Source organism: Streptomyces sp. NPDC002446 (assembly GCF_053595675.1).
On the sequence record NZ_JBSFYC010000096.1, the window covers coordinates 1 to 22607 of the forward strand.

24 protein-coding genes and 1 pseudogene are annotated in these 22607 nt (G+C 72.8%); 16 read left to right on the forward strand and 9 right to left on the reverse strand.

Features of this window, described 5'->3' with window-relative positions:
- Positions 1 to 351: 351 nt before the first annotated feature.
- From ACWD6P_RS33485 to ACWD6P_RS33495, 3 genes are all read left to right on the forward strand, one after another.
- Positions 352 to 1950 carry an ABC-F family ATP-binding cassette domain-containing protein gene (locus ACWD6P_RS33485; RefSeq protein ID WP_451447965.1) on the forward strand — a complete coding sequence of 533 codons (1599 nt, stop codon included), beginning with the start codon at positions 352 to 354 and terminating at the stop codon, positions 1948 to 1950.
- Between the two features lie 374 nt (positions 1951 to 2324).
- Positions 2325 to 2546, forward strand: coding sequence for a helix-turn-helix domain-containing protein (locus tag ACWD6P_RS33490; protein ID WP_016573902.1), 222 nt, complete (start codon positions 2325 to 2327; stop codon positions 2544 to 2546).
- A 113-nt stretch (positions 2547 to 2659) separates the two neighbouring features.
- Positions 2660 to 3439 carry an enoyl-CoA hydratase/isomerase family protein gene (locus ACWD6P_RS33495; protein ID WP_451447966.1) on the forward strand — a complete coding sequence of 260 codons (780 nt, stop codon included), beginning with the start codon at positions 2660 to 2662 and terminating at the stop codon, positions 3437 to 3439.
- Between the two features lie 31 nt (positions 3440 to 3470).
- Here the strand turns inward: ACWD6P_RS33495 and ACWD6P_RS33500 are convergent, their stop codons facing one another.
- Positions 3471 to 4199, reverse strand: coding sequence for a hypothetical protein (locus ACWD6P_RS33500; RefSeq protein ID WP_451447967.1), 729 nt, complete (start codon positions 4197 to 4199; stop codon positions 3471 to 3473).
- A 216-nt stretch (positions 4200 to 4415) separates the two neighbouring features.
- Here ACWD6P_RS33500 and ACWD6P_RS33505 point away from each other — a divergent pair, with 216 nt between their 5' ends.
- From ACWD6P_RS33505 to amaP, 5 genes are read left to right on the forward strand one after another with little or no spacing between them, the layout of a single operon-like run.
- Entirely contained in the window at positions 4416 to 4877 is a 462-nt protein-coding gene (locus ACWD6P_RS33505) for an Asp23/Gls24 family envelope stress response protein (RefSeq protein ID WP_451447968.1), read from the forward strand.
- 39 nt (positions 4878 to 4916) lie between these two features.
- Complete coding sequence (locus tag ACWD6P_RS33510) at positions 4917 to 5114, forward strand: hypothetical protein (RefSeq protein WP_451447969.1); 198 nt, start codon at positions 4917 to 4919, stop codon at positions 5112 to 5114.
- 6 nt (positions 5115 to 5120) lie between these two features.
- The gene (locus ACWD6P_RS33515) at positions 5121 to 5516 is read left to right on the forward strand and encodes a hypothetical protein (RefSeq protein ID WP_451447970.1); all 396 of its coding nucleotides are present in this window, start codon (positions 5121 to 5123) and stop codon (positions 5514 to 5516) included.
- Positions 5513 to 6181: a DUF6286 domain-containing protein gene (locus ACWD6P_RS33520; RefSeq protein ID WP_451447971.1), complete on the forward strand. Its 669-nt coding sequence runs from the start codon at positions 5513 to 5515 to the stop codon at positions 6179 to 6181. Before ACWD6P_RS33515 ends, ACWD6P_RS33520 begins: the two co-directional genes overlap by 4 nt.
- A gap of 5 nt (positions 6182 to 6186) precedes the next feature.
- Positions 6187 to 6792, forward strand: coding sequence for an alkaline shock response membrane anchor protein AmaP (gene amaP, locus ACWD6P_RS33525; RefSeq protein WP_451447972.1), 606 nt, complete (start codon positions 6187 to 6189; stop codon positions 6790 to 6792).
- A 51-nt stretch (positions 6793 to 6843) separates the two neighbouring features.
- Here the strand turns inward: amaP and ACWD6P_RS33530 are convergent, their stop codons facing one another.
- The 6 genes from ACWD6P_RS33530 to ACWD6P_RS33555 form a co-directional block, all read right to left on the reverse strand.
- Complete coding sequence (locus ACWD6P_RS33530; RefSeq protein WP_451447973.1) at positions 6844 to 7599, reverse strand: SDR family oxidoreductase; 756 nt, start codon at positions 7597 to 7599, stop codon at positions 6844 to 6846.
- 4 nt (positions 7600 to 7603) lie between these two features.
- On the reverse strand, positions 7604 to 9388 hold the full coding sequence (locus tag ACWD6P_RS33535; RefSeq protein ID WP_451447974.1) for a glycoside hydrolase family 15 protein: 1785 nt from the start codon (positions 9386 to 9388) through the stop codon (positions 7604 to 7606).
- Between the two features lie 55 nt (positions 9389 to 9443).
- Positions 9444 to 10325 carry an SURF1 family cytochrome oxidase biogenesis protein gene (locus tag ACWD6P_RS33540; protein WP_451447975.1) on the reverse strand — a complete coding sequence of 294 codons (882 nt, stop codon included), beginning with the start codon at positions 10323 to 10325 and terminating at the stop codon, positions 9444 to 9446.
- A gap of 59 nt (positions 10326 to 10384) precedes the next feature.
- The gene (locus ACWD6P_RS33545) at positions 10385 to 10618 is read right to left on the reverse strand and encodes a hypothetical protein (protein ID WP_077192103.1); all 234 of its coding nucleotides are present in this window, start codon (positions 10616 to 10618) and stop codon (positions 10385 to 10387) included.
- 63 nt (positions 10619 to 10681) lie between these two features.
- Positions 10682 to 11713 (reverse strand): DEDDh family exonuclease, encoded by a 1032-nt coding sequence (locus ACWD6P_RS33550; RefSeq protein WP_451447976.1) that lies wholly within the window; start codon positions 11711 to 11713, stop codon positions 10682 to 10684.
- Positions 11714 to 11867: 154 nt separating this feature from the next.
- Positions 11868 to 12527, reverse strand: coding sequence for a TetR/AcrR family transcriptional regulator (locus tag ACWD6P_RS33555; RefSeq protein ID WP_451447977.1), 660 nt, complete (start codon positions 12525 to 12527; stop codon positions 11868 to 11870).
- A gap of 115 nt (positions 12528 to 12642) precedes the next feature.
- Between ACWD6P_RS33555 and ACWD6P_RS33560 the strand changes: the two genes are divergently transcribed.
- The 6 genes and pseudogenes from ACWD6P_RS33560 (at position 12643) to ACWD6P_RS33585 (ending at position 18370) form a co-directional block, all read left to right on the forward strand.
- On the forward strand, positions 12643 to 13446 hold the full coding sequence (locus tag ACWD6P_RS33560) for an acetoacetate decarboxylase family protein (protein ID WP_451447978.1): 804 nt from the start codon (positions 12643 to 12645) through the stop codon (positions 13444 to 13446).
- Positions 13446 to 14119 (forward strand): annotated as a pseudogene (locus ACWD6P_RS33565) (SDR family NAD(P)-dependent oxidoreductase). The gene ACWD6P_RS33560 and the pseudogene ACWD6P_RS33565 overlap by 1 nt, the downstream one beginning before the upstream one ends.
- Positions 14120 to 14131: 12 nt before the next feature.
- A complete protein-coding gene (locus ACWD6P_RS33570) occupies positions 14132 to 15427 on the forward strand; it encodes an amidohydrolase family protein (RefSeq protein ID WP_451447979.1) in 1296 nt (431 codons plus the stop codon).
- The gene (locus ACWD6P_RS33575) at positions 15424 to 16650 is read left to right on the forward strand and encodes an amidohydrolase family protein (protein WP_451447980.1); all 1227 of its coding nucleotides are present in this window, start codon (positions 15424 to 15426) and stop codon (positions 16648 to 16650) included. The genes ACWD6P_RS33570 and ACWD6P_RS33575 overlap by 4 nt, the downstream gene beginning before the upstream one ends.
- Positions 16651 to 16754: 104 nt before the next feature.
- Positions 16755 to 17666 carry a sterol desaturase family protein gene (locus ACWD6P_RS33580; protein ID WP_451447981.1) on the forward strand — a complete coding sequence of 304 codons (912 nt, stop codon included), beginning with the start codon at positions 16755 to 16757 and terminating at the stop codon, positions 17664 to 17666.
- The gene (locus tag ACWD6P_RS33585) at positions 17663 to 18370 is read left to right on the forward strand and encodes a lysoplasmalogenase (RefSeq protein WP_451447982.1); all 708 of its coding nucleotides are present in this window, start codon (positions 17663 to 17665) and stop codon (positions 18368 to 18370) included. Before ACWD6P_RS33580 ends, ACWD6P_RS33585 begins: the two co-directional genes overlap by 4 nt.
- A gap of 52 nt (positions 18371 to 18422) precedes the next feature.
- Here the strand turns inward: ACWD6P_RS33585 and ACWD6P_RS33590 are convergent, their stop codons facing one another.
- Complete coding sequence (locus ACWD6P_RS33590) at positions 18423 to 19937, reverse strand: S8 family serine peptidase (RefSeq protein WP_451447983.1); 1515 nt, start codon at positions 19935 to 19937, stop codon at positions 18423 to 18425.
- A 205-nt stretch (positions 19938 to 20142) separates the two neighbouring features.
- A complete protein-coding gene (locus ACWD6P_RS33595; RefSeq protein WP_451447984.1) occupies positions 20143 to 20346 on the reverse strand; it encodes a hypothetical protein in 204 nt (67 codons plus the stop codon).
- Positions 20347 to 20566: 220 nt separating this feature from the next.
- On the opposite strand from ACWD6P_RS33595, the gene ACWD6P_RS33600 reads away from it, so the two are divergent.
- Together ACWD6P_RS33600 and ACWD6P_RS33605 are read left to right on the forward strand one after the other, a co-directional pair.
- Positions 20567 to 20911: a DUF485 domain-containing protein gene (locus ACWD6P_RS33600; RefSeq protein ID WP_451447985.1), complete on the forward strand. Its 345-nt coding sequence runs from the start codon at positions 20567 to 20569 to the stop codon at positions 20909 to 20911.
- On the forward strand, positions 20908 to 22607 hold a 1700-nt coding region (locus ACWD6P_RS33605; RefSeq protein WP_451447986.1), incomplete at its 3' end, for a solute symporter family protein. The genes ACWD6P_RS33600 and ACWD6P_RS33605, both read left to right, overlap by 4 nt.

A 22607-nucleotide genomic window follows, 5' to 3' on the forward strand; every position in this document is an offset into this window, starting at 1 on the left:
CGCAGCGCACGGAGACCCGTGCTCTATGGCGAGCCGGCCATCGACGGCGAGCTGGCACCCCTACCCCGGAGGCCCGTCACCGGCAGCCGAACAGCCCCGCGCAGCGGCAACAGCCCGCCGCAGGCGCAACGGCGACAAACCCCCACGGCGGGACAGCCGAAAAGTCGGCCGCAGCAAAGCGCAGCGAAAACGTGGGAGGGACGTCACATTGTCCGCCACCCGGGAAAACTGGTTGCACAGGGCCGTTAGACTGCCTGCTATGGCAGTTCTCCTTTGGGTTCATTAGACGGCGCAGACCGCTCTCGGACCGTCCCGTCCAATCCGCCGTCTTCCTGCCCTGGAGCTTTTCCCGTGATCACCGCTTCCGGCCTCGAGCTGCGCGCCGGCGCCCGCGTTCTCATCGAGTCCGCCTCGTTCCGTATCGCCAAGGGCGACCGCATCGGCCTGGTCGGCCGTAACGGCGCCGGCAAGACCACCCTCACCAAGGTGCTGGCAGGCGAGGGCATCCCCGCCGCCGGCACGGTCACCCGCGGCGGCCAGGTCGGCTACCTGCCGCAGGACCCGCGCACCGGCGACCTGGAGGTGCTCGCCCGCGACCGCATCCTGTCCGCCCGCGATCTGGACACCGTGCTGCGCAAGATGCGCGAGAACGAGGACCGGATGGCCAACGGCAAGGGCGCCACCCGCGAAAAGGCGATGAAGAAGTACGAGCGCCTGGAGACCGAGTTCCTGACCAAGGGCGGGTACGCCGCCGAGGCGGAGGCCGCGACCATCGCCGCCAGCCTCGGCCTGCCCGACCGGATCCTCGGCCAGCCGCTGCACACCCTCTCCGGTGGCCAGCGGCGCCGCGTCGAGCTGGCCCGGATCCTCTTCTCGGACTCCGACACCCTGCTGCTCGACGAGCCGACCAACCACCTCGACGCCGACTCCATCGTCTGGCTGCGCGACTACCTCAAGACCTACCGCGGCGGTTTCATCGTCATCTCGCACGACGTCGACCTGGTCGAGACCGTCGTCAACAAGGTCTTCTACCTCGACGCCAACCGGTCGCAGATCGACGTCTACAACATGGGCTGGAAGCTCTACCAGCAGCAGCGCGAGGCCGACGAGAAGCGCCGCAAGCGCGAGCGGGCGAACGCCGAGAAGAAGGCCGCGGCGCTGAACTCCCAGGCCGACAAGATGCGGGCCAAGGCCACCAAGACCGTCGCCGCGCAGAACATGGCCAAGCGCGCCGACAAGCTGCTCGCCGGCCTGGAGGAGGTGCGGATCTCCGACAAGGTCGCCAAGCTGCGCTTCCCGGACCCGGCGCCGTGCGGCAAGACCCCGCTGACGGCCGAGGGCCTGTCGAAGTCCTACGGCTCCCTGGAGATCTTCACCGACGTCGACCTGGCCATCGACAAGGGCTCCCGGGTCGTCATCCTGGGCCTGAACGGCGCGGGCAAGACCACCCTGCTGCGCCTGCTGGCCGGCGTCGAGCAGCCGGACACCGGCGAGGTCCGGCCCGGCCACGGCCTCAAGCTCGGCTACTACGCCCAGGAGCACGAGACCCTGGACCCGGACCGCACGGTCCTGGAGAACATGCGCTCGGCCGCCCCGGACATGGACCTGGTCGCCATCCGCAAGACGCTCGGCTCCTTCCTCTTCTCGGGGGACGACGTCGACAAGCCCGCCGGGGTGCTCTCCGGCGGTGAGAAGACCCGGCTCGCCCTGGCGACGCTGGTCGTCTCCTCCGCCAACGTCCTGCTGCTCGACGAGCCCACCAACAACCTCGACCCGGCCAGCCGCGAGGAGATCCTCGGCGCGCTGCACACCTTCACCGGCGCGGTGGTCCTGGTGACGCACGACGAGGGAGCGGTGGACGCGCTGCAGCCCGAGCGCATCATCCTGCTGCCGGACGGCGTGGAGGACCTGTGGGGCCAGGATTACGCGGACCTGGTCGCGCTGGCCTGACGGGGTGCAGCCCGTGGCGTAGGGGTCACGCGGAGTGGTCACCGCGCTCGGATCATGCCGTATGGATCATTCGGCCGAGGTGTGATCCATCATCTGAGTGAGATCGGCTCGTACACCGGCGAGCCTGCGGCGTACGGCCGGGTTCCTTGAACCCGGCCGTCACCATTTCGGTCGCAACCCACCTGACCTGCCACTTCTTGCGCAACTCCGGGTGCAGGCGGCGCCCGGGAGGGACGACGGGGGAGATTTTGGGCCGGTGGGCCGGGCGTCCGCCGGCCAAGGATGTCGTACCGAACCTTGCGGAATGGGTGGCCAGGAAGCCGGGGAGGGGTGATCATGAGAGTCCAGAGCGCACTTCCCATGAGGAGGCACGGGTGGCCGAGACTCTGAAGAAGGGCAGCCGGGTGACCGGCGCCGCGCGCGAGAAGCTCGCGGCAGACCTGAAGAAGAAGTACGACTCCGGTGCGAGCATCCGGGCGCTGGCCGAGGAAACCGGTCGCTCCTATGGATTCGTGCACCGGATGCTCAGCGAATCCGGTGTGGTCCTGCGCGGTCGAGGCGGAGCCACAAGGGGCAAGAAGGCCGCTTCGGTCTGACGGCCGCGCCTTCGGGTTCAGCGGTGGCCCCCCGGTCGGCCGAGCGGCCGGCCGGGAGGTTACCGTTCAGTCACTTACGCACGCAGGTGCGGCCGGCTGACTCGGAGGCGCTCATGACTCTGCTCGACAAGGACGGTGTGCGGCTCACCGTGGACGGTGACATCGCCACGGTGACCCTCGCCAACGCGGCCAAGCGCAATGCGCAGTCGCCGGCCATGTGGCGGGCGCTCGCCGAAGCGGGCTCGCTGCTGCCGGGGAACATCCGGATCGCGGTGCTGCGCGGTGAGGGCAGGTCCTTCTCCGCAGGCCTCGACCGACAGGCGTTCACGCCCGAAGGCTTCGACGGCGAGCCGTCGTTCATCGATCTGGCGCGCGGCACGGACAGCGCACTGGACGCCACGATCGCCGAGTACCAGGAAGCGTTCACCTGGTGGCGGCGGAACGACCTGGTGTCCATCGCCGCCGTGCAGGGGCATGCCATCGGCGCGGGCTTCCAGCTCGCCCTCGCCTGCGATCTGCGCGTGGTCGCACAGGACGTGCAGTTCGCCATGCGTGAGACCAGCCTGGGACTCGTACCGGATCTGACCGGCACTCACCCCCTGGTCGGGCTGGTGGGTTACGCCCGGGCGCTGGAGATCTGCGCCACCGGGCGCTTTGTGCACGCCGAGGAGGCGGAGCGGATCGGCCTCGCCCAGCTCGTCGTGCCCGGGGACGAACTCGACGCCGCGGTGGCCGATCTGGCGGCCGCGCTCACCGCCCCGCCGCGTGACGCCGTCATCGAGACCAAGGCCCTGCTGGCCGGCGCCGCCTCCCGTACGTACGAGGAGCAGCGCATCGCCGAACGGGCCGCCCAGGCGCGCCGGCTGCGCGATCTCGCGGGCGTGGGGGAGTAGCAGCGCAAGCATCCACGGGCAGCGCGCCCCGTCAGTCCCGCTCCACGGCCGTGACCAGCACGGCGACCGTCGACGGGGCGGACGGGGCGGCCGCCACCGCCTCCCGTACGGCATGGGCGACGTCCAGGGCGCGATGGCCGGCCGCGACGGCCAGCTGGATCAGTGCATGACCGCCGGTCAGCCGCACCGGGCGCGACGCTCCGCCGAGCACCGGCGCCAGGCGGGCCACGCCCGGCACCTGCGTCGTGACGGCGGCGATCCGCGCCGGGCCCTCCTGCGGCACAGCGGCCCCGGCGCCCGCCACCGGGGCGGCCGCCGGGGGTTCCGTACGGGCCGCGCGAGGAGCCGCCACCGCCTCCTCGCCCACCTCCAGCAGGCCGCTCACCCGTAGATCCACCACGCTCACCACCAGTCCCAGCTCCTGGACGGCCGCCTCCAGCAGCGCCGCCCTGACCTGGTCGGCGACGGCGGGCAGCGGCCGGTCGGCGACCGCCGCGAACTCCGCCTCGATCCGCAGCGGGCCCGGCGGCAGGGCGCTCGGCGGCGCCGGCACCGCGGACCGGGGAGCGTGCCCGGGGTCGGCGACGGACAGCCGCAGCGTGCCGAGACGGACCCCGGCGGGTGTCCCGGCTGCCGACCGCAGCACCCCGGCGGCCGCCCGCTCGGTGATCCAGGACCCGTCCGCGGGCCCGCCCAGCGGCAGCACCCGGCCGATCCGGAGCTGCTGCCGCACCGTCTGTGCCCACTGGTCCGAGGCCACCGCGCACCCCTTCCCCGGGGAGCGACCCGATGCGTCCCCGGACAACGCCTCCAGCCTGCCGCAGTCCGGCCCGTACGGCAGGCCGGTGCGCCGAACGGCCCTGTGGGGGCACTCCGCTGCCACGTCCCCGGAGCGGCCCCGGCGGACCCGGCCTACTGTGGGCAGCGGAGCGGGCGGCCCGCTTCTCCCTGCGGAAGCGGAAAGGGACGGACGGCGATGAGCGAGAGCCAGCAGCAGTCAGAGGGGGCCAGGACACCGGTCAAGAGGGGCGGCGGGGCCCCCGCGTCCCGTGGGCGGACCACCATCGCCGACGGAGTGGTGGAGAAGATCGCCGGTCTCGCGGCCCGGGACGTCGTCGGTGTGCACGCCATGGGCAGCGGGCTGGCCCGTACGCTCGGCGCGGTGCGGGACAAGGTGCCCGGCGGCGGACGGTCCGCCACCGCGACGCGCGGGGTGAAGGCCGAGGTCGGCGAGGTGCAGACCGCGTTGGACCTGGAGATCGTGGTCGACTACGGGGTCGCCATCGCCGAGGTCGCGCGGTCCGTCCGCGAGAACGTCATCTCGGCCGTGGAGCGGATGACGGGCCTGGAGGTCGTCGAGGTCAACATCGCGGTCAGCGACGTCAAGCTGCCCGATGAGTCGGACGAAGAAGAGGGAGCGGAGCCGCGGCTCCATTAGTGAGCGGGCCCGTCCGCAGTGGCAGCGAAGGAGCGCACGATGAGCATGGCCGTGGTCGGCCTCTTGGCCGGTATGGCGCTGGGCTTCGCCGGGTACTTCGGCGGCTTCGGTGCCTTTGTGGTGGTGGCGGCCCTGGGTGCGATCGGCTTCGTGGCCGGCAAGTTCCTGGACGGGGACTGGGAAGCCGGCGATTTCTTCCGCACCCGCCGCAGCGACCGCGACGACCGGCGGCGGTGAGGCCGGGTGGCAGCCGTCTACCGGGCGGCCCCGCCCGCCGCCGACGTACCGGCGGGCGAGCGGGGCGCGACCAGGATCGCGGACCGGGTGGTGGCGAAGCTCGCCGCGCAGGCCGCGCGGGAGGCGCTGCGCAAGGAGTCCCCGCAGAGCCGTACGGATGCGCATGCGACGGTGACCGTCCGCCGGCGCGAGGACCGTGAGCACCTCGGCGAGGCCCGGGTACGGGTCTGGCTGGAGCTGGGCTACCCCTCGGACATCGGGGCGCAGTGCCGCCTGGTGCGTCGTCACGTCACCGAACGGGTAAGCGCGTTGGCGAACATGACGGTGCCCGAGGTGGCGGTCGAGGTCGAGCGGCTGCGCTCGCCGCTGCTGGAGGGCGGGGGCCGGGAGAGGGTGCGATGAGCGACGACGACGCACAGCCGCCGGACACCCGGCGACTGCCCACGCTCGACAAACAGCCGGGCGCGGCGGACGGCCTGACGCAGTCCGCCTCCGGCGCCGCCTACACGAGCACCGGGGACGACGGCCGCAGCCGGCGCCGGTGGTCCGCCCGCCGGGTGCCCGCCGCCGTGGTCGCGCTGGTGCTGCTGGGCGCCGCGGGCCTGCTGCTCTACGACGTCGCCGCGGTGCGCGCCGACCGTCCCGCGATGGCCTGGCGCCGGCGGGTCGCCCGTGAACTGGCCACCCGTCACCTCGACGACCCCTGGGTGCTGGGCGCCGCCGCACTGGCGATGGTGCTCGGCATCTGGCTGATCGTGCTGGCCGTCACCCCCGGCCTGCGCCAGGTCCTGCCGATGCGGCCGGTCGCCCCGGGCATCCGGGCCGGGCTGGACCGGGCGGCCGCCGCGCTGGTGCTGCGCGACCGCGCCATGGAGGTCGCCGGCGTCCAGTCCGTACGGATGACCGTCGGCCGCCGCCGGGCCAAGGCGCACGCCGTCTCACACTTCCGGGCGCTGGACGAGGTCCGCGCCGACCTCGACACCGCGCTCGCCGACGGCCTGCGGCAGCTGGGCCTGGCGCACCGGCTCGGACTGGCCGTGCACGTCCGGCGCCCGAAGAAGAGGTGAGCGCGATGGGCGGGTTCCGCCGGACGGTCAACCGGGTGCTGCTCGGCCTGGCGGGTGTGCTGCTGCTCGGCACCGGCGGCCTGGTGCTGTTCGGCGGCCTCGGACTGCCCGCGAAGTGGCACCTGGGCCTGCCCGCCGGCTGGCCCTGGTCGCGCCCCGGCGGCGTACTGCTCTCCGCGCGGCAGCGCACCCGCTGGACGGACCAGGGCTGGTGGTGGCCGGTCGTCATCGCCGCCCTGGCCGTCTTCGTCCTGCTGATGCTGTGGTGGCTGCTGGCCCAGCTGCGCCGGCACCGGCTGGACGAGATCCTCGTCGACAGCGGCGACGGCGAGGGCGCCCTGCTGCGCGGCCGGGCCCTGGAGGGGGTACTGACCGCCGAGACGGAGTCCCTGGAGGGCGTCGACCGGGCCGGCGTCCTGCTCACCGGCCGCCGTACCGAGCCCCGGATCCGCGCCGTACTGGCCCTCGCACCGCACGCCGACCCGGGGGCGGTCGTCCTGCGCCTGTCCGACGAGGCGGTGGCCCGCGCCCGCCAGTCGGCCGGTCTCGACGAGCTGCCGGCCGACGTCCGCCTGCGCGCGGTCAAGCACCGGGCGGAGCGGGTGACTTAGCCCCTGTCCGCCCTGACTGTCGGACGGGCCGCGGCCCGTCCGTACGGGGGATCAGAATCCGTGCCGCGCCCCGCCGTCCACCGGCACCATCACACCCGTGACATACGACGCCGCCGGCGACAGCAGGAAGGCGGCGGCGCGGCCGAACTCCTCGGGCTTGCCGTAGCGGCCCAGGGGGATCGAGGCGGAGTTACGGGCGCGGGTGCCCTCCGGGTCGCCGGAGAGCGCGTCGAGCTGGGTCATCCGGTCGGTGGCGATCCGGCCGGGCAGGACGCCGACGACGCGGATGCCGCGCGGACCCAGCTCGTTGGCGAGCGACTTGGCGAAGCCGGCGAGGCCGGGGCGCAGGCCGTTGGAGATGGTCAGTCCGCTGATCGGTTCGTACACCGAGCCGGAGAGCACAAAGCCGATCACGCCGCCCTCGTCGAGCTCGGCGGCGGCCGCGCGGGCCAGCCGTACCGCGCCGAGGAAGACCGATTCGAAGGCCGACTGCCACTGTTCGTCGGTGTTGTCGGCGGTCGTGCCGGGGGCCGGGCCGCCCACGCTGATCAGCACGCCGTCCAGGCGGCCGAAGCGCTCGCGGGCCGCCGCCACCAGGCGGGCGGGGGCATCGGCATCGGCGTTGTCGGCCGCCACCCCCAGGGCGCGCCCGCCCAGTTTCGCGGCCGCCGCGGCCGCGCTCTCCTCGGTGCGTCCGCTGAGCACGACGTGGGCGCCGTCGGCGACCAGCTCGCGGGCGGTGGCGAAGCCCAGGCCGCGGGTCGCTCCGGTGACGATGTACGTCCGGTCGGTGAGTCCAAGGTCCATGGCCCTAGTCTGCCGGTGCCCCGTCCAGCAGGCCGAAGGCGGTCCCCACCAGGCCGATATGGCTGAACGCCTGCGGGAAGTTGCCCAGCTGGCGCCGCGCGTGCGGGTCGTACTCCTCGGCGAGCAGCCCCACGTCGTTGCGCAGCGCCAGCAGCCGTTCGAACAGCTCCCCGGCCTCCGCCCGCCGGCCGCTCAGCTGCAGGGCGTCGACGAGCCAAAACGAGCAGGCCAGGAAGGCGCCCTCACCGCCGGGCAGGCCGTCGACCGAGCGGCCCGCGGTGCTGTAGCGGCGCAGCAGACCGCCGTGGTCCAGCTCCCGGCGGACCGCGTCGATGGTGCCGGCCACCCGCGGGTCGTCGCCCGGCAGAAAGCCGACGCGGGGGATCAGCAGGGTCGCGGCGTCCAGTTCGGCGGAGCCGTAGTACTGGGTGAAGGTGTTGCGCCCGGCGTCGTACCCCTGCGCGCACACCTCCCGGTGGACCTCGTCGCGCATCGCGCGCCAGCGGTCCACGTCCCCGCCCAGGCGGGGGGAGGCCTCGACGGCCCGCACCGCCCGGTCGGCCGCCACCCAGGCCATGACCTTGGAGTGCACGAAGTGCCGGCGCGGCCCGCGGATCTCCCACAGTCCCTCGTCGGGGTCGCGCCACGCGGACTCCAGGTAGTCGACCAGCGCGCGCTGGATGTTCCAGGCGTGCGGCTCCGCCGGCACCCCGGCCGTGCGCGCGAGGTGGAAGCAGTCGAGCACCTCGCCGTAGACGTCGAGCTGGCGCTGTTCGACGGCGGCGTTGCCGATGCGTAGGGGCGCGGAGCCGAAGTATCCGGTCAGCCACGGCACTTCGGCCTCCGGCAGCCGCCGCTCACCGGCCAGCCCGTACATGATCTGCAGGTCCTGGGGGACGCCGGCCACCGCGCGCAGCAGCCAGTCCCGCCAGGCGCCGGCCTCCTCCAGATAGCCGGCGCAGAGCAGCGAGTCCAGGGTGAGGCTGGCGTCGCGCAGCCAGCAGTAGCGGTAGTCCCAGTTGCGGACGCCGCCCAGCTCCTCGGGCAGCGAGGTGGTGGGGGCCGCGACGATCCCGCCGGTGGGGGCGTAGGTCAGGGCCTTGAGCGTGATCAGCGAGCGGAGCACGGCCGCGCGGTACGGGCCGTCGTAGCGGCAGCGCGCGGACCAGGCGTACCAGTCCTCCAGCGCGTCCTCCAGCGCGTCGAACGGGTCGATCTGCCGTGGCCGGGGCTCGTGCGAGGGGTGCCAGGTCAGCACGAACGCGGTGCGCTCGCCCTCGGCGACGGTGAACTCCGAGCGGGTGCTGAAGTCCTTGCCGTAGGTGGTGCCCCGGGCCGGGGTGCGCAGCCACACGGAGTCCGGCCCGGCGATCGCCACCCGGCAGCCCTCGGCGGCGCGCACCCAGGGCACCACCCGCCCGTAGTCGAACCGCAGCCGCAGCACCCCGGTCATCTCGACGCTTCCGCCGAGGCCCTCCACGATCCGTACGACGTCGGGGGCGCGGTCGCGCTGCGGCATGAAGTCGGTGACCCGGACGCGGCCGGTGGGGGTGTGCCAGACGGTGTCGAGGATCAGCGAGTCGCCGCGGTAGGAGCGTTCGGCGCGGGCCTCGGGGGACTGCGGTGACAGCCGCCAGTGGCCGTTGTCCTTGCCGCCGAGCAGGGCGGCGAAGCAGGCGGCGGAGTCGAAGCGGGGCAGGCACAGCCAGTCGATCGAGCCGTCGCGGCCGACGAGCGCGGCGGTCTGCAGATCGCCGATGAGCGCATAGTCCTCGATGCGGGGGTGCACTCAGCGGCTGTTCCCGCCCGGCGGGTGCGCTACTCGGCGGTGACGGCTGTTGGGGCTACGCCGTCGGGGTCCGCGGCCCCGTGGGCGCCGCGGCTTCGGGGGCGTTTGCGGTCTCGGGGGCGTCCGCGGTCTCGGGGGCGTCCGGGGTCTCGCCCTCCGCCGCGGCCGCGTCGGCCTCCCCGGCCGCGGCCGCCGCACGGTCGCGGCGCTCACGGCGTACGAGGATGACCCAGCCGACCGGCACCGCGGCCGCGAACAGCCACCACTGGATCGCATACGCCATGTGCGGGCCGATGGAGTCATGGTCCGGCTCGGGCACCAGCTCCGGCTTGCCGCCCGGCGCCCTGGGCCCGGTCTGCTCGATGTAGCCGCCGAGCATCGGCCGGCCAATCCGCTCCGCCTGCTGCTTGCTGCTGATCAGCATGACCTGGCGGGCGGGCAGGCCCTTGGTGTCCTTGATGCCGCTGGCCGCGGTGGTCTCGTCGGCCATCATCCGGCCGGTCACGGTGACCTTGCCCTTGGGGGCGGCCGGGACGTCGGGGAACGCGGTGAGGTCGTTGCCCGCCGAGATCCAGCCGCGGTTGACGAGTACGGCGTCGCCGTCGCCGAGGACCAGCGGGGTCAGCACGTAGTAGCCGATGCTCTGCTCGTCGGCGGCGGTGCGCTGGCGGACCACGACCTCGTGGGCGGTGTCGTAGCTGCCGGTGGCGGTGACCGTGCGCCACATGTCGCGCCGCGGCAGGTCGCGGCCGGGGGCGGCCAGGTCGGTGACCGGGACCGGCCGGGCGGCCAGGCTGGCGGCGATGAGGTGGTTCTGCGCCACCTTGTGCTCATGGCGGTGCAGCTGCCAGTAGCCCAGCTTGATCATGACGGGGATCAGCACGAGACCCACGAGGGTGAGGATCACCCACTGCCGGGACAACAGGAAGCGGTACACGGCTTCGACGGTACCTGGGGCGCCGCGGCCGCCTCGGCCCGGGTCCCCGGCGGGGTGCCTCAGACCCGGTCGACGATGCCCACCCGCCCGTCCGACCGGGCGCAGTGCGCACCGCAGTACCACTTGCCGTCGGCCTCGACGCCCTGGCCGATGATCTGCACCCGGCAGTGCTCACAGATCGGCGCCATGCGGTGGATGGCGCAGGAGAAGCAGTCGAAGACGTGCACCGCGCCCTGCGCATGCACCTCGAACGTCATTCCGTAGTCGTTTCCGCAGACCTCACAACGTGCCATGCGCCACAGCGTGCGGGCGGGCCCCGCGCGGGGCGAGGCGCCGGCGGGTGTGTTGGACGGGCTTCACCCGGAAGCAGGCGCCGCGGGCTCGACATCCTGGAGCAGCTGCATGAAGGCCGCCTCGTCGATCACGACCGTGCCGTACGAGGCGGCCTTGGTGGTCTTGGAGGTCTGGGCGTCCGGATCGTTGGTCACCAGCAGGCTGGTCAGCCGGGACACGCTCGTCGCGACATGCAGCCCGGCCTCGATCGCCCGGTCCTCCAGCAGCTCCCGGTCCACCGACGTGTCACCCGAGAAGGCGACCCGCATGCCCTGGACGAGCCGGCCGCCCGCCGCATAGCGCCCCGGGTTGGGGTACGGGCACGCCGGGCGCTTGCGGGACGGCCGCCAGGACGCCGGGCGGTACGACGAGGCGGCGGGCCGCTGCCGGGGCGCGGGCGCGTCCGACCACTCCGTCAGCGGCTGGCAGCTCAGCAGCGGCAGCCGCAGGTTCTCCTGCGCGGCCCGCCGCAGACTGGGACGGAACGCCTCGGCCAGCACCCGGGCGTCGTCCAGCGCATGGTGGGCGCGCTGCTGCACGACGCCGTAATGGGCGGCGAGGGACTCCAGCTTGTGGTTGGGCAGCGGCAGCCGCAGCTCCTTCGAGAGCGCGATCGTGCACAGCCGCTGGCGCACCGGGGCCGTCGCCGCGGCGCGGGCGTACTCGCGGGCGATCATCGACCAGTCGAACATGGCGTTGTGCGCGACGAGCACCCGGTCCTCCAGGCGCCGGGACAGCTCCGGCACGATCTCCGGGAAGAGCGGCGCATCGGCGAGCACGGCGCTCGTCAGACCGTGGATCCACACCGGCCCCGGGTCGCGCTGCGGGTTGACGAGGGTGTACCAGTGGTCCTGGACCTCGCCCTGTGCGCCGAGTTGGTACACGGCCGCGGAGATGATCCGGTCGTCGCGGGCCAGGCCCGTCGTCTCCACGTCGACCACCGCGTATCCCTGGGGATACCCGGACGGCCAGGGAGCCGGCGGCGTCTGCGGGCCCGGCTGCTGCCCGATCTTCGGCGCGATCGGGTCGGCTGCTGCCATGCGGTCTTCGAGCATGGTCCCTGAGGATACGGGCCGCCACTGACAGCCACCGAACCGCCGTCGGCCGCGGGGGACCCCCGCACGGCTGTTGACGCGCCGGAGCCGGACGGCCGGTCAGCCGGACGACCGGTCAGGGCGGCCGGTCGGGACGGCCTGTCGGGACGGACGGTCAGCCGGACGCCGTACCGCCGCGCCGGCTCTCCGCCGGCTCCCCGGCCGTGAGCAGCGAGGTCACCAGCGCCTCCAGCGCGACCACGAACAGCCGCTCCGTGTCGGCGGTGGCGGCCAGCGCGCGGGCCAGCGCCGGATCGTGCCCGGCGGCGGGGGAGTCCCACAGCTCGCTCTCGCTCGGACGCTGCTCGGGTGACCGCTCGCGGGCGCGCTCGACCAGCACGAAGCCGACGGCCTGGAACTGGACGGCGCGCACCGCCTCGGCGGCGATCGCCCCGCGCAGCCCGGCGGCGTGCATCTCATGGACCAGCGCCTGCTGCGCGGGCAGGAACATCCGCTCCGTCAGGCCGCGTTCGTGCACCATCGCGATCAGGTGGGGCCGCTCGCGCAGCGCCGTGCGCAGGGCGCGGGCGACGGAGACGACGCGGGCGTGCGGGGTCCGTCCGGCGGGGCGGATCTCGCCCATCTCCCGGACGGTGCGCTCGACCAGCGCGTCCAGCAGGGACTCGCGGTTGCCGACGTGCCAGTAGATGGAGGTGACGGCGGTGCCCAGCTCCGTGGCGAGCCGGCGCATGGTCAGCGCCGCCGGGCCGTGCGCCCGGACCAGCCGGGCGGCCGTCGCCAGAACCTCTTCGCCGGTCAGCGCGGTACGTGTCATGCCCCCCACCTACCCTCTCAACTCCCTTGCCCGCAAGGCTCTTTACCCTTCGACCGGCGCGGTGTAACAGTGTTACAGGCCCCCGCGAACCACCGACGACGAAGGGTGGTACGACATGGCACGCATACGCTACGGAGCGCGCACCGAGGCGGAGCTCACCGCGGCGCGCACCGCCGCCGCCAAGCTCCCCGAGATCTGGTCCACCGGTGTGGTGGCCCTCTGGGAGAGCGACCCGGACGCGGTCGCGGCCGTCCTGCCGCCACCGCTCGAACCCACCGGCCGCCCGCTGGTCCGGGTGAGCATCAGCACCGTCGATCTGCCCGGCTACCCCCTGGGCGCGGGCTCGGTCGCCGTCGCGGCCGCCCACCACGGCGTCGAGGGCTGGTACCCGCTCGTCATGCCGATGACCCACGAGCGGGCGCTGACCGGCGGCCGGGAGGTCTTCGGCGAGCCCAAGAAGCTGGGCGAGGTGACGGTGGAGCGCGACGGCCCGGCCGTACGCGCCGCGCTGGCCCGGCACGGCATCGCCTTCGTCGAGGTGCGCGGCGCGGTGAGCGGCCCGCTGCCGCTCCCCGCCCCGGCCCGCAGGACCGACTTCTACTTCAAGTTCCTGCCCGCCGTGGACGGTTCCGGTTCGGGCTTCGACCTCGACCCGGTGCTGGTGCACTGCCTGCGCAACGAGAAGGTCCGCAGGCTGGAGCGGATCACCGGCGACGTGGTCCTGCGCGAGTCGAGGTACGACCCGGTCGCCGACCTCCCCGTACACACCCTCGTCGAGATCACGCTCGGCGAGAAGACCACCGACCAGACGGGCCGCGTCGTCGAACGGGCCGACGCCCGCGCCCTGCTGCCCTACGTCCACCAGCGCTACGACGACCCCCGGCAGATCCTCGACGGCCCGCCCGAGGGGAGCGGGTGATGCGGCTGACGGCGGGACAGGTCGCGGTCGTCACCGGCGCCGCGAGCGGTATCGGCCTGGCCCTGGCGCGCCGCTTCGCCGCGGACGGGCTGAGCGTCGTCCTCGCCGACGTCGAGCGCGAGGCGCTGCGCACCGCGGCCGACGAGCTGACCGCGGGCGGCGCCCGGGTCCTGGCGCACACCGTGGACGTCGGCGTACGCGAAGAGGTCACCGCGCTCGCCGACGCGGCGTACGAGGCCTTCGGCGCCGTCCATGTGCTCTGCAACAACGCGGGCGTCGGCTCCGGTGCCGAGGGCCGGATGTGGGAGCACGAACCCAACGACTGGAAGTGGGCGTTCGCCGTCAACGTGTGGGGCGTCTTCCACGGCATCCAGGCGTTCGTCCCCCGGGGGAGTCGCACCGCAACCGGCCCGGCCGGTACGCCAAGGAGCGGCCCCGCAGGACGCCCTACCGCAGCCTCGACCAGTGGGAGGCCGCGATGAAGGAGGCCGGGCACGAGGTCGCGTTCACCCCGGTCGAGCAGGTCGCGGACCTCGTCGCCGACGGCATCGCCGCGGACCGCTTCTGGCTGCTGCCCGAGAGCGAGCACAGCGACCGGCAGATCCGGGCCAGGGCGCGGTCGATGCTCGACCGGGCGGACCCGGCGTACCTCGAGTCATTCATCCTGGACTGACAGGGAGCCGCGATGACGCAGCAGCACGACCCCCAGGACCCCTACCTGATCATCTCCTCCGACTGCCACGCCGGACTCCCCACCGAGGAGTACCGGCCCTACCTGGAGCGCCGTTTCCACCGCGCCTTCGACGACTTCCTGGGCCAGCGCGACGCCCGCCGCGCGGAGGCCACCCGCCTCGGCATCCGCAACGACGCGTTCGCCGCCGCATGGTTCGCCGACCACGCCGAGGGGCTGCGCGGCGGCTGGGACCCCGCACAGCGCGTCAAGGAGCTCGACGGCGACGGCGTCGCGGCGGAGGTCGTCTTCCCCGACGCGGACGCCGTCGACAGCGGGACGGCCGCGCCCTTCGGCGTGGGCCTCGGCCTCTCCGGCGACCAGGACCCCGACCTCGGCATGGCGGGCGCACAGGCGCACAACCGCTGGCTCGCCGACTTCGTCTCCGAGCACCCCGAACGGCACTGCGGCGTCGCCCTGCTGCCGGTCACCGCCGACGCCGGCCGGGTTGTCGCCGAGATCCACCGCGCCAGGGAGTCCGGGCTCGGCGCCCTGATGATCCCGGCCATGTGGGGCGGCAAGGAGCCGTATCACGACCGCCGTTACGACCCCGTATGGGCGGCGGCCGCCGAGTGCCGGATGCCGGTCCTCACCCACTCCGGAGCGGCGCCCCGCCACGAATACGGCGACCACCTGGGCATCTATGTCTCCGAGGTGACCTGGTGGCCGGCCCGGCCGCTGTGGTTCCTGCTCTGGTCCGGCGTCTTCGAACGCCATCCGGGCCTGCGGTTCGGGATCGCCGAGTCCGGCTGCTGGTGGCTGCCGAACCTGCTGTGGTTCATGGACCGCCTCTACCTGGGAGCGCACGGCGGCAAGAAACTCTCCCCGTTCGCCGCCCTCAAGCGCCCGCCGCACGAGTACCTGGACCGGCAGGTCTTCGTCTGCGCCACCAACACCAAGCGCCGCGAACTCGCCCAGCGCTACGAGATCGGCGTCGACAACATCCTGTGGGGCAGCGACTTCCCGCACCCCGAAGGCACCTGGCCCGACACCCGGGCCTGGCTGACGAGGACCTTCCACGACATCCCGGTGGCCGAGACCCGGCGGATGCTCGGCCTGGCCGCCGCCGAGGTCTTCGGCTTCGACACCGCCCGGCTGGCCCCGCTGGCCCGCCGTATCGGCCCCACCCCCGCCGAACTCGGCCAGCCCGCCGACCAGTCGGCGGTCGAGGCCTCCTGGTCCCGCTCCCGCGAGGCGGGCCGGCACTGGCTCACGGGCCACGACTTCCCGACGCTAGGGGTGACCCCATGAACGACCGCTACACCGTCATCTCCGCCGACTGCCACGCCGGCGCCGACCTCCTGGACTACAAGCCCTATCTGGAGTCCGCCCACCACGAGGCCTTCGACGCCTGGGCCGCGACCTACGTCAACCCGCACCAGGACCTGCTCGCCGACACCGCCGACCGCAACTGGAACTCCGCCCGCCGGCTGGCCGAACTGGAGGCCGACGGCATCGTCGCCGAGGTCGTCTTCCCGAACACCATCCCGCCCTTCTTCCCGAGCGCCTCGCTCATGGCGCCGGCGCCCACCCGCGCGGAGCACGAGCAGCGCTGGGCGGGCCTGCGCGCCCACAACCGCTGGCTCGCCGACTTCTGCGCCCAGGCCCCCGGCCGCCGGGCCGGCGTGGCCCAGATCCTGCTGGGCGACGTGGACCAGGCCGTACGGGAGGTCCGCCGCACCAAGGAAGCCGGCCTCACCGGCGGCATCATGCTCCCCGGCACCCCGCCCGGCTGCGGCCTCCCCGAACTCCACTCCGCCGTCTACGACCCGCTCTGGGCGGTCTGCGCCGAGCTGGACGTCCCGGTCAACCACCACGGCGGCTCGGCCTCCCCGCCGCTCGGCGAGGAACCCGCGGCCCGTGCCGTCTTCATGGTCGAGACGACCTGGTTCTCGCACCGCGCCCTGTGGCACCTGATCTTCGGCGGCGCCTTCCGCCGCCACCCGGGCCTGCGCCTCGTCCTCACCGAGCAGGGCTCCGGCTGGATCCCCGGCGTCCTGGACATGCTGGACTACTACCACGGCCGGCTGGTCGCGGCCGCGTCCCGGGCCGCCACCGCCGAGGCCAAGTTCGGCGCCGGCCTGGCCGAGGGCATGGGCGCCTCCCCGGCCGCCGTCTGGCGCGACCACTGCTTCGTCGGCGCCAGCTTCATGCGCCCGCACGAGGTCCCGCTGCGCCACCGCATCGGCCTCGACAAGATCATGTGGGGCAGCGACTACCCCCACGACGAGGGCACCTTCCCCCACTCCCGCGAGGCCCTCCGCCTGGCCTACGCGGGTCTGCCGCCCGAGGAGACCGCCGCCATGCTCGGCACCAACGCCGCCCGGGTCTACGGCTTCGACCTCGCCCGCCTCGCCCCGATCGCCGCCCGGGTCGGCCCCACGGCCGCCGAACTCGCCGAGCCCCTGAAGGAGATCCCCCCGGACGCGACCAGCCCGGCCTTCGCACCGGACGGCCGGGCACGGGTGTGGTGAGGCGCACGCTCCCCGTGAGCACCCGGCAGCTGACACCGGGTCTCACATACTTCTGAGTAACAACCCCTAGCGGCCGCCCCGTCACCGCCTTTATGGTGCGGGGCATGCCGCACCTGCCCGATGTCGTGTTGTGGTCCGTACCGGCCTTCGTCCTGCTCACCGTGGTCGAGATGGTGAGCTACCGCCTGCATCCCGACGAGGACGCGGCGGGCTATGAAGCCAAGGACGCGGCCACCAGCGTCGGCATGGGGCTGGGCAGTCTCGCCTTCGACGCGCTGTGGAAGATACCCATCGTGGCGATCTACGCCGCGGTCTACGAACTCACCCCGCTGCGCATACCGGTGCTGTGGTGGACGCTGCCGCTGATGCTGCTCGCCCAGGACTTCTTCTACTACTGGTCGCACCGCGGGCACCACGTCATCCGCATCCTGTGGGCCTGCCACGTGGTCCACCATTCCAGCAAGAAGTTCAACCTCACCACCGCCCTGCGGCAGCCCTGGACGACCTGGACCGTCTGGCCGTTCTACGTCCCGCTGGTCGCCCTCGGCGTGCATCCGGCCGCGATCGCCTTCACGTCCGGCGCCAACCTCGTCTACCAGTTCTGGGTGCACACCGAGCGGGTCGGCAAGCTGCCCCGGCCCTTCGAGTTCCTGCTCAACACGCCGTCCCACCACCGCGTCCACCACGCCTCGCAGGGCGGCTACCTGGACCGCAACTTCGGCGGGATCCTGATCGTCTGGGACCGGATGTTCGGCTCGTTCGTGCCCGAGACCGAGCGGCCCGTCTACGGCCTCACCAAGAACATCGAGACCTTCAATCCGCTGCGGGTGGCCACCCACGAGTACGCCGCCATCGCGCGGGACGTACGGGCCGCGGGCAGCTGGAGCGAGCGCGCCGGCCGGGTGTTCCGCGGACCGGGCTGGCAGCCGGCCGCGCGGCGCACCGACGAGGCGGCCGGCCGCCCGGCGCCCGCCGCGGTCGAGGTCGCGGTCGAGGTCGAGGAGCCCGTGACGTGACGGCGCGATGGCCGGGCGGCGTACGGCCGTTGCTCGGGGCGTTCACGGTGCTGGCCGTCGTGCATCTCGGGGCGCTGCTCGCGGGAGCCACGACCGTCGAGCAGCTCACCAAGCCGGCGCTGATGCCGGTGCTCGCCGGATACGTGCTGGCGCGCGGCGGCCCCGCGCTGCTGGCCGGTGCGCTGCTGTTCGGCTGCGGCGGCGACACCTTCCTGCAGATCGGCGCGGGCGGCCCCGCCTTCCTGGTGGGGATGGGCTCGTTCGCCGCCGGGCACCTGTGCTACCTGCTGCTGTTCGCCCGGTACGGGACGGGGCCGGGCGAGGGGCGACGGGGGCCGGCCGCCCTGCTCGCCGCCGGGTACGGGGCCGTGCTGGTCCTCACCGTGGCCCTGCTGTGGCCCGACCTCCCGGCCGAGCTGCGGATCCCGGTCGCCGGCTACAGCCTGCTGCTCACCGCGATGGCCTTCGGCGCGCTGCGCGCGGGCCCCTGGGCCGCGGCCGGCGGGCTGCTCTTCCTGCTCTCCGACACCCTGATCGCCGGCGGTATCGCCCACTGGCCGCAGCTGCCGGTTCCCCAGTTCTGGATCATGCTCACCTACACGGCGGCCCAGTTCGCGCTGGCCGAGGGCGTACTGCGGTCGGCCGCCACCGCGGCCACCGCTCCCAGGCCCGGGCCCCTGGCCCGCACGGCCGGCGTCTCCTGAACGGGACCGCCCGGCACACCCGTGGCGCGAGTGTGCCGGGCGGCCTGCGCGGTTACTTCTTCACCGCGTCCAGCGCGTCGACGATGCCGTAGCCGAAGTGGCTGTTGACGTGCTTGGTGCCGGTGCAGGTCGCGTCACCCGTGGGGCAGCCGGGGTTGTCCGCCTGCTGCTTGAGGAGCCACTGGATCTCCTGCGGGCCGGACTTGGGGTGGGCGCTCTTGATCAGCGCCGCGACACCCGCGACGTGCGGGGACGCCATGGAGGTGCCGGCCAGGTAGGCCCAGTCGCCGCCCGGCATGGTGGACAGGATGTTGCCGTTCTTGGCGGGCAGCTCGGGGACCTGCTTCGAGTCGCCGCCCGGAGCGGACACATCGATCTGGCCGAGCCCGTAGTTCGAGTAGCCGGACTTGAGCTTGTGCACACCGCTCGCCGCGACCGTCACCGTGCCCGGCAGCTGCGTGGGCACGTCCCAGCAGGTCTTCGGGCTGACGGTGCGCTCGACGGGCGTGGAGTCGTTCGGGCTGGAGGCGTCGGAGAGCTTGGCCGCCGCCAGGTCGAGGTTGGAGTTGCCCGCGGCGGCGATGTTGATCGCGCCCTTGCGCTGGGCGTAGCTCGCCGCACGGCCGACCGCGTCAACGATGGCGGCCTGGTCGGCGTCGTCCTTGCAGTTGAACATCCACGGGTCGACGTAGTAGCTGTTGTTGGTGACCTCGACGCCGTGGTCGGCCGCGAAGACGAAGGCGCAGACCACGCTCTCGGCGTAGAACAGGCTCGTCTCCGGCTCGCTGACCTTGATCGCGGAGACCTTCACGCCCGGGGCGACGCCCGCCACGCCGGTGCCGTTGCGGGCCGCGGCGATCGTGCCCGCGACATGCGTGCCGTGGTAGTCGCTGTCCGCGTCCCAGGGGCGCCAGGCCCCCTTGGACGTATCGGCCACCCCGCCCACGCAGTTGGCGGACTGCTTCGCGGAGAAGTTGGGCTTCAGGTCCGGGTGGGTGTCGTCCACGCCGGTGTCGATGACGGCGACGGTGACGTTCCGGCTGCCCGGGTTCACCGTCGCGGCCTTGTCGGCCTTGATGGCGGGCAGGTCCCACTGCAGCGGCTCCAGCGGCTCCTGACCGTTCGCCCTGGCCGCCCCGGCGGCCGCCTTGAGCTGGGACTTCGGCAGGTCGACCTTCTGCGGCTTGCCGACGTCGGTGGTGCCCGAGGGCTTCAGCGGCGCGGTACGGCTCGCACCGGCGGTCTGCACGCCCGGCACCGTCCGTATGGTGGCGGCGAACTGCGGGTTCGCCGAGTGGACGACGATCACGCCTATCTGCTCATGGGCGACGATCACCTTCCCGCCGGCCTTGGCTATCGCCTTCTCGACCTTGCTGACGGCGGCCTCGCCGGGCGTGGTGTTCACGACGTACGAGAGCAGCGGGCCGTCGGCCTGCGCCGTGGCGGCCGGGCCGGACTCCTGGGGCGCGGCGGTGGCCGCGTTGGGGAGGAAGCCGAGGGACGCCGTCAGAGCCAGTCCGAGCGGTACGGCCAGCGCCCGCATACGTCTGGATCGGGGATGTGCCATGGGGGTACTCCACATCATCCGTGAGACCGCCCGTACGCGGTGTGCGCACGGGCGGGTGCAATGAGACGTGAAGTTATCGGCGATCACTGACGCACAGCAATGGATCGGGGAGAAAAAACGGGGAGAAATCCCGCCAGTGGTGATGAATTGAGGCTCCGTCAGCAAACCTGCTGTCCGGAAGCTTCCCGTCCGGGCGTCCGGAAGGTCAGCCTCCGTCCCCGCGCCGCAGCGTGGCGATGCTCAGCAGCGGCAGCGGGATCCGCGGGCCGTACCAGCGGCGCGCGGCGGCCGGCGTCTCCGGGCGCGGCTCCGACGGGGTGACGCTGAGCGGCGCCGGCAGCCGGACACTGCCGTACGGGCGCCGGCGGGGAGCGGGTGGCTGCGGGGCCTGCTGGGGCGGCGGGTTCACATCCGGCTCAACGAAGCGCCCCGCGCGCGGTGGCGGTCGCCGCGGCCATTCCCCCGAATTTTCCTCGGGGATTCAACCAACGCCCCTCTGTCGGATCGTGTGGTGCGGCTCTACCATGCGTGATCAACATCACTTACGTGGGCTTTATTGCGGACGGACCGCCCGGTGCGGATCCGCCGCGCCGGCCCCGGAAACCCGCCCCCTCGCGTCAGGAGATTCCGTGAGCGCCGCACCGACCACCGATCCGGGGACGCATGAGCCGCCCGACTACATCCAGGTGCAGTCGAGCCCGGAATTCGACGAACTCCGCCGCGCACACCGCTCGTTCGCCTTCCCGCTCACCGCCGCCTTCATCCTCTGGTACCTGGGGTACGTACTGCTGTCGAGCTACGCCGGCGGCTTCATGGCCACCAAGGTCCTCGGCCACGTCAATGTCGCCTTCGTGCTCGGCGTCGCCCAGTTCGTGACCACCTTCCTCATCGCCTGGTGGTACTCCCGCCACGCCGCCACCAAGCTCGACCCCAAGGCCGAGGCCATCAAGTCCCGTCTGGAGACCGACGCATGACGACCGCTCAGCAGCCGCTCGCGCTCCAGCTCGCGGCCGGCGGCGCGGGGGAACACCGCGCCCTGATCATCACCCTCTTCGCGCTCTTCGTCGCCGCCACCCTCGGCATCACCGTCTGGGCCGGCCGGCAGACCAAGGGCGCGGAGGACTTCTACGCCGGCGGCCGGCAGTTCAGCGGCTTCCAGAACGGCCTGGCGATCTCCGGCGACTACATGTCCGCCGCGTCCTTCCTCGGCATCGCCGGAGCCATCGCCCTCTTCGGCTACGACGGCTTCCTCTACTCCATCGGGTTCCTCGTCGCCTGGCTCGTCGCCCTGCTGCTGGTCGCCGAACCGCTGCGCAACTCCGGCCGGTTCACCATGGGCGACGTCCTCGCCTACCGGATGCGCCAGCGCCCGGTCCGCACCGCCGCGGGCACCTCCACCATCATCGTCTCGATCTTCTACCTGCTCGCCCAGATGGCGGGCGCCGGCGCCCTGGTCACCCTGCTGCTGGGCATCACCAGCGAGGCCGGCAAGATCCTGGTCGTCGTCATCGTCGGCATCGTGATGATCCTCTACGTCACCATCGGCGGCATGAAGGGCACCACCTGGGTCCAGATGGTCAAGGCGGTACTGCTGATCGCCGGCACCCTGCTGATCACGTTCCTGGTGGCGCTCAAGTTCCACTTCAACATCTCCTCGCTGCTCGGCGCCGCGGCGGAGAACAGCGGCAAGGGCTCCGCCTTCCTGGAGCCCGGTCTCAAATACGGCGCCACCGCCACCTCGAAGATCGACTTCATCTCGCTGGGCATCGCGCTCGTCCTGGGCACCGCGGGCCTGCCGCACATCCTCATCCGCTTCTACACGGTCCCCACCGCCAAGGCCGCCCGGAAGTCGGTGAACTGGGCGATCGGCATCATCGGCGTCTTCTACCTGATGACCATCGCGCTGGGCTTCGGCGCCGCGGCCCTCATCAAGCCCGGGACGATCACCGCCTCCAACAAGGCGGGCAACACCGCGGCCCCGCTGCTCGCCGAGGCGATCGGCGGCGGCGCCGGCTCCACCGGCGGCGCCATCCTGCTCGCCGTCATCTCCGCGGTGGCCTTCGCCACCATCCTCGCGGTGGTCGCCGGACTCACCCTCGCCTCCTCCTCGTCCTTCGCCCACGACCTGTACGTCAACGTCATCCGCAGGGGGAAGGCCACCGAGAAGGAGGAGGTCGGCGCCGCCCGCTGGGCCACCGTCGGCATCGGCGCCGTGGCCATCGTCCTCGGCGTCTTCGCGCGCGGGCTGAACGTCGCGGGACTGGTGGCGCTCGCCTTCGCGGTCGCCGCGTCCGCCAACCTCCCGACGATCCTCTACAGCCTGTTCTGGAAGCGGTTCACCACTCAGGGCGCGCTGTGGTCCATCTACGGAGGCCTGGTCTCCTCCGTCCTGCTGGTGCTCTTCTCACCGGTCGTCTCCGGCAAGGAGACCTCCATGTTCCCCGGCGCCGACTTCGACGTCTTCCCGCTGGAGAACCCGGGCCTGATCTCCATCCCGCTGGGCTTCCTGCTGGGCTGGCTGGGATCGCTGCTGTCCAAGGAAGAGCCGGACGTCAAGAAGTACGCCGAACTGGAGCGGGACTCCGGCCGGCGGCACAACCGGATCAGCAAGCTGGAGCACGAGAACGAGGCGCTCAAGGCCAAGCTCGGCTCCTCCGACCGCAACCGCAG

What these genes read in the sequence shown, in the direction of transcription:
- ACWD6P_RS33495 (WP_451447966.1), top strand. Translation starts at nt 2,660, where the DNA reads ATGACTCTGCTCGACAAGGACGGTGTGCGGCTCACCGTGGACGGTGAC.
- ACWD6P_RS33505 (WP_451447968.1), top strand. Translation starts at nt 4,416, where the DNA reads ATGAGCGAGAGCCAGCAGCAGTCAGAGGGGGCCAGGACACCGGTCAAG.
- ACWD6P_RS33510 (WP_451447969.1), top strand. Translation starts at nt 4,917, where the DNA reads ATGAGCATGGCCGTGGTCGGCCTCTTGGCCGGTATGGCGCTGGGCTTC.
- ACWD6P_RS33520 (WP_451447971.1), top strand. Translation starts at nt 5,513, where the DNA reads ATGAGCGACGACGACGCACAGCCGCCGGACACCCGGCGACTGCCCACG.
- amaP (WP_451447972.1), top strand. Translation starts at nt 6,187, where the DNA reads ATGGGCGGGTTCCGCCGGACGGTCAACCGGGTGCTGCTCGGCCTGGCG.
- ACWD6P_RS33530 (WP_451447973.1), bottom strand. Translation starts at nt 7,599, where the DNA reads ATGGACCTTGGACTCACCGACCGGACGTACATCGTCACCGGAGCGACC.
- ACWD6P_RS33545 (WP_077192103.1), bottom strand. Translation starts at nt 10,618, where the DNA reads ATGGCACGTTGTGAGGTCTGCGGAAACGACTACGGAATGACGTTCGAG.
- ACWD6P_RS33550 (WP_451447976.1), bottom strand. Translation starts at nt 11,713, where the DNA reads ATGCTCGAAGACCGCATGGCAGCAGCCGACCCGATCGCGCCGAAGATC.
- ACWD6P_RS33555 (WP_451447977.1), bottom strand. Translation starts at nt 12,527, where the DNA reads ATGACACGTACCGCGCTGACCGGCGAAGAGGTTCTGGCGACGGCCGCC.
- ACWD6P_RS33560 (WP_451447978.1), top strand. Translation starts at nt 12,643, where the DNA reads ATGGCACGCATACGCTACGGAGCGCGCACCGAGGCGGAGCTCACCGCG.
- ACWD6P_RS33570 (WP_451447979.1), top strand. Translation starts at nt 14,132, where the DNA reads ATGACGCAGCAGCACGACCCCCAGGACCCCTACCTGATCATCTCCTCC.
- ACWD6P_RS33575 (WP_451447980.1), top strand. Translation starts at nt 15,424, where the DNA reads ATGAACGACCGCTACACCGTCATCTCCGCCGACTGCCACGCCGGCGCC.
- ACWD6P_RS33580 (WP_451447981.1), top strand. Translation starts at nt 16,755, where the DNA reads ATGCCGCACCTGCCCGATGTCGTGTTGTGGTCCGTACCGGCCTTCGTC.
- ACWD6P_RS33590 (WP_451447983.1), bottom strand. Translation starts at nt 19,937, where the DNA reads ATGGCACATCCCCGATCCAGACGTATGCGGGCGCTGGCCGTACCGCTC.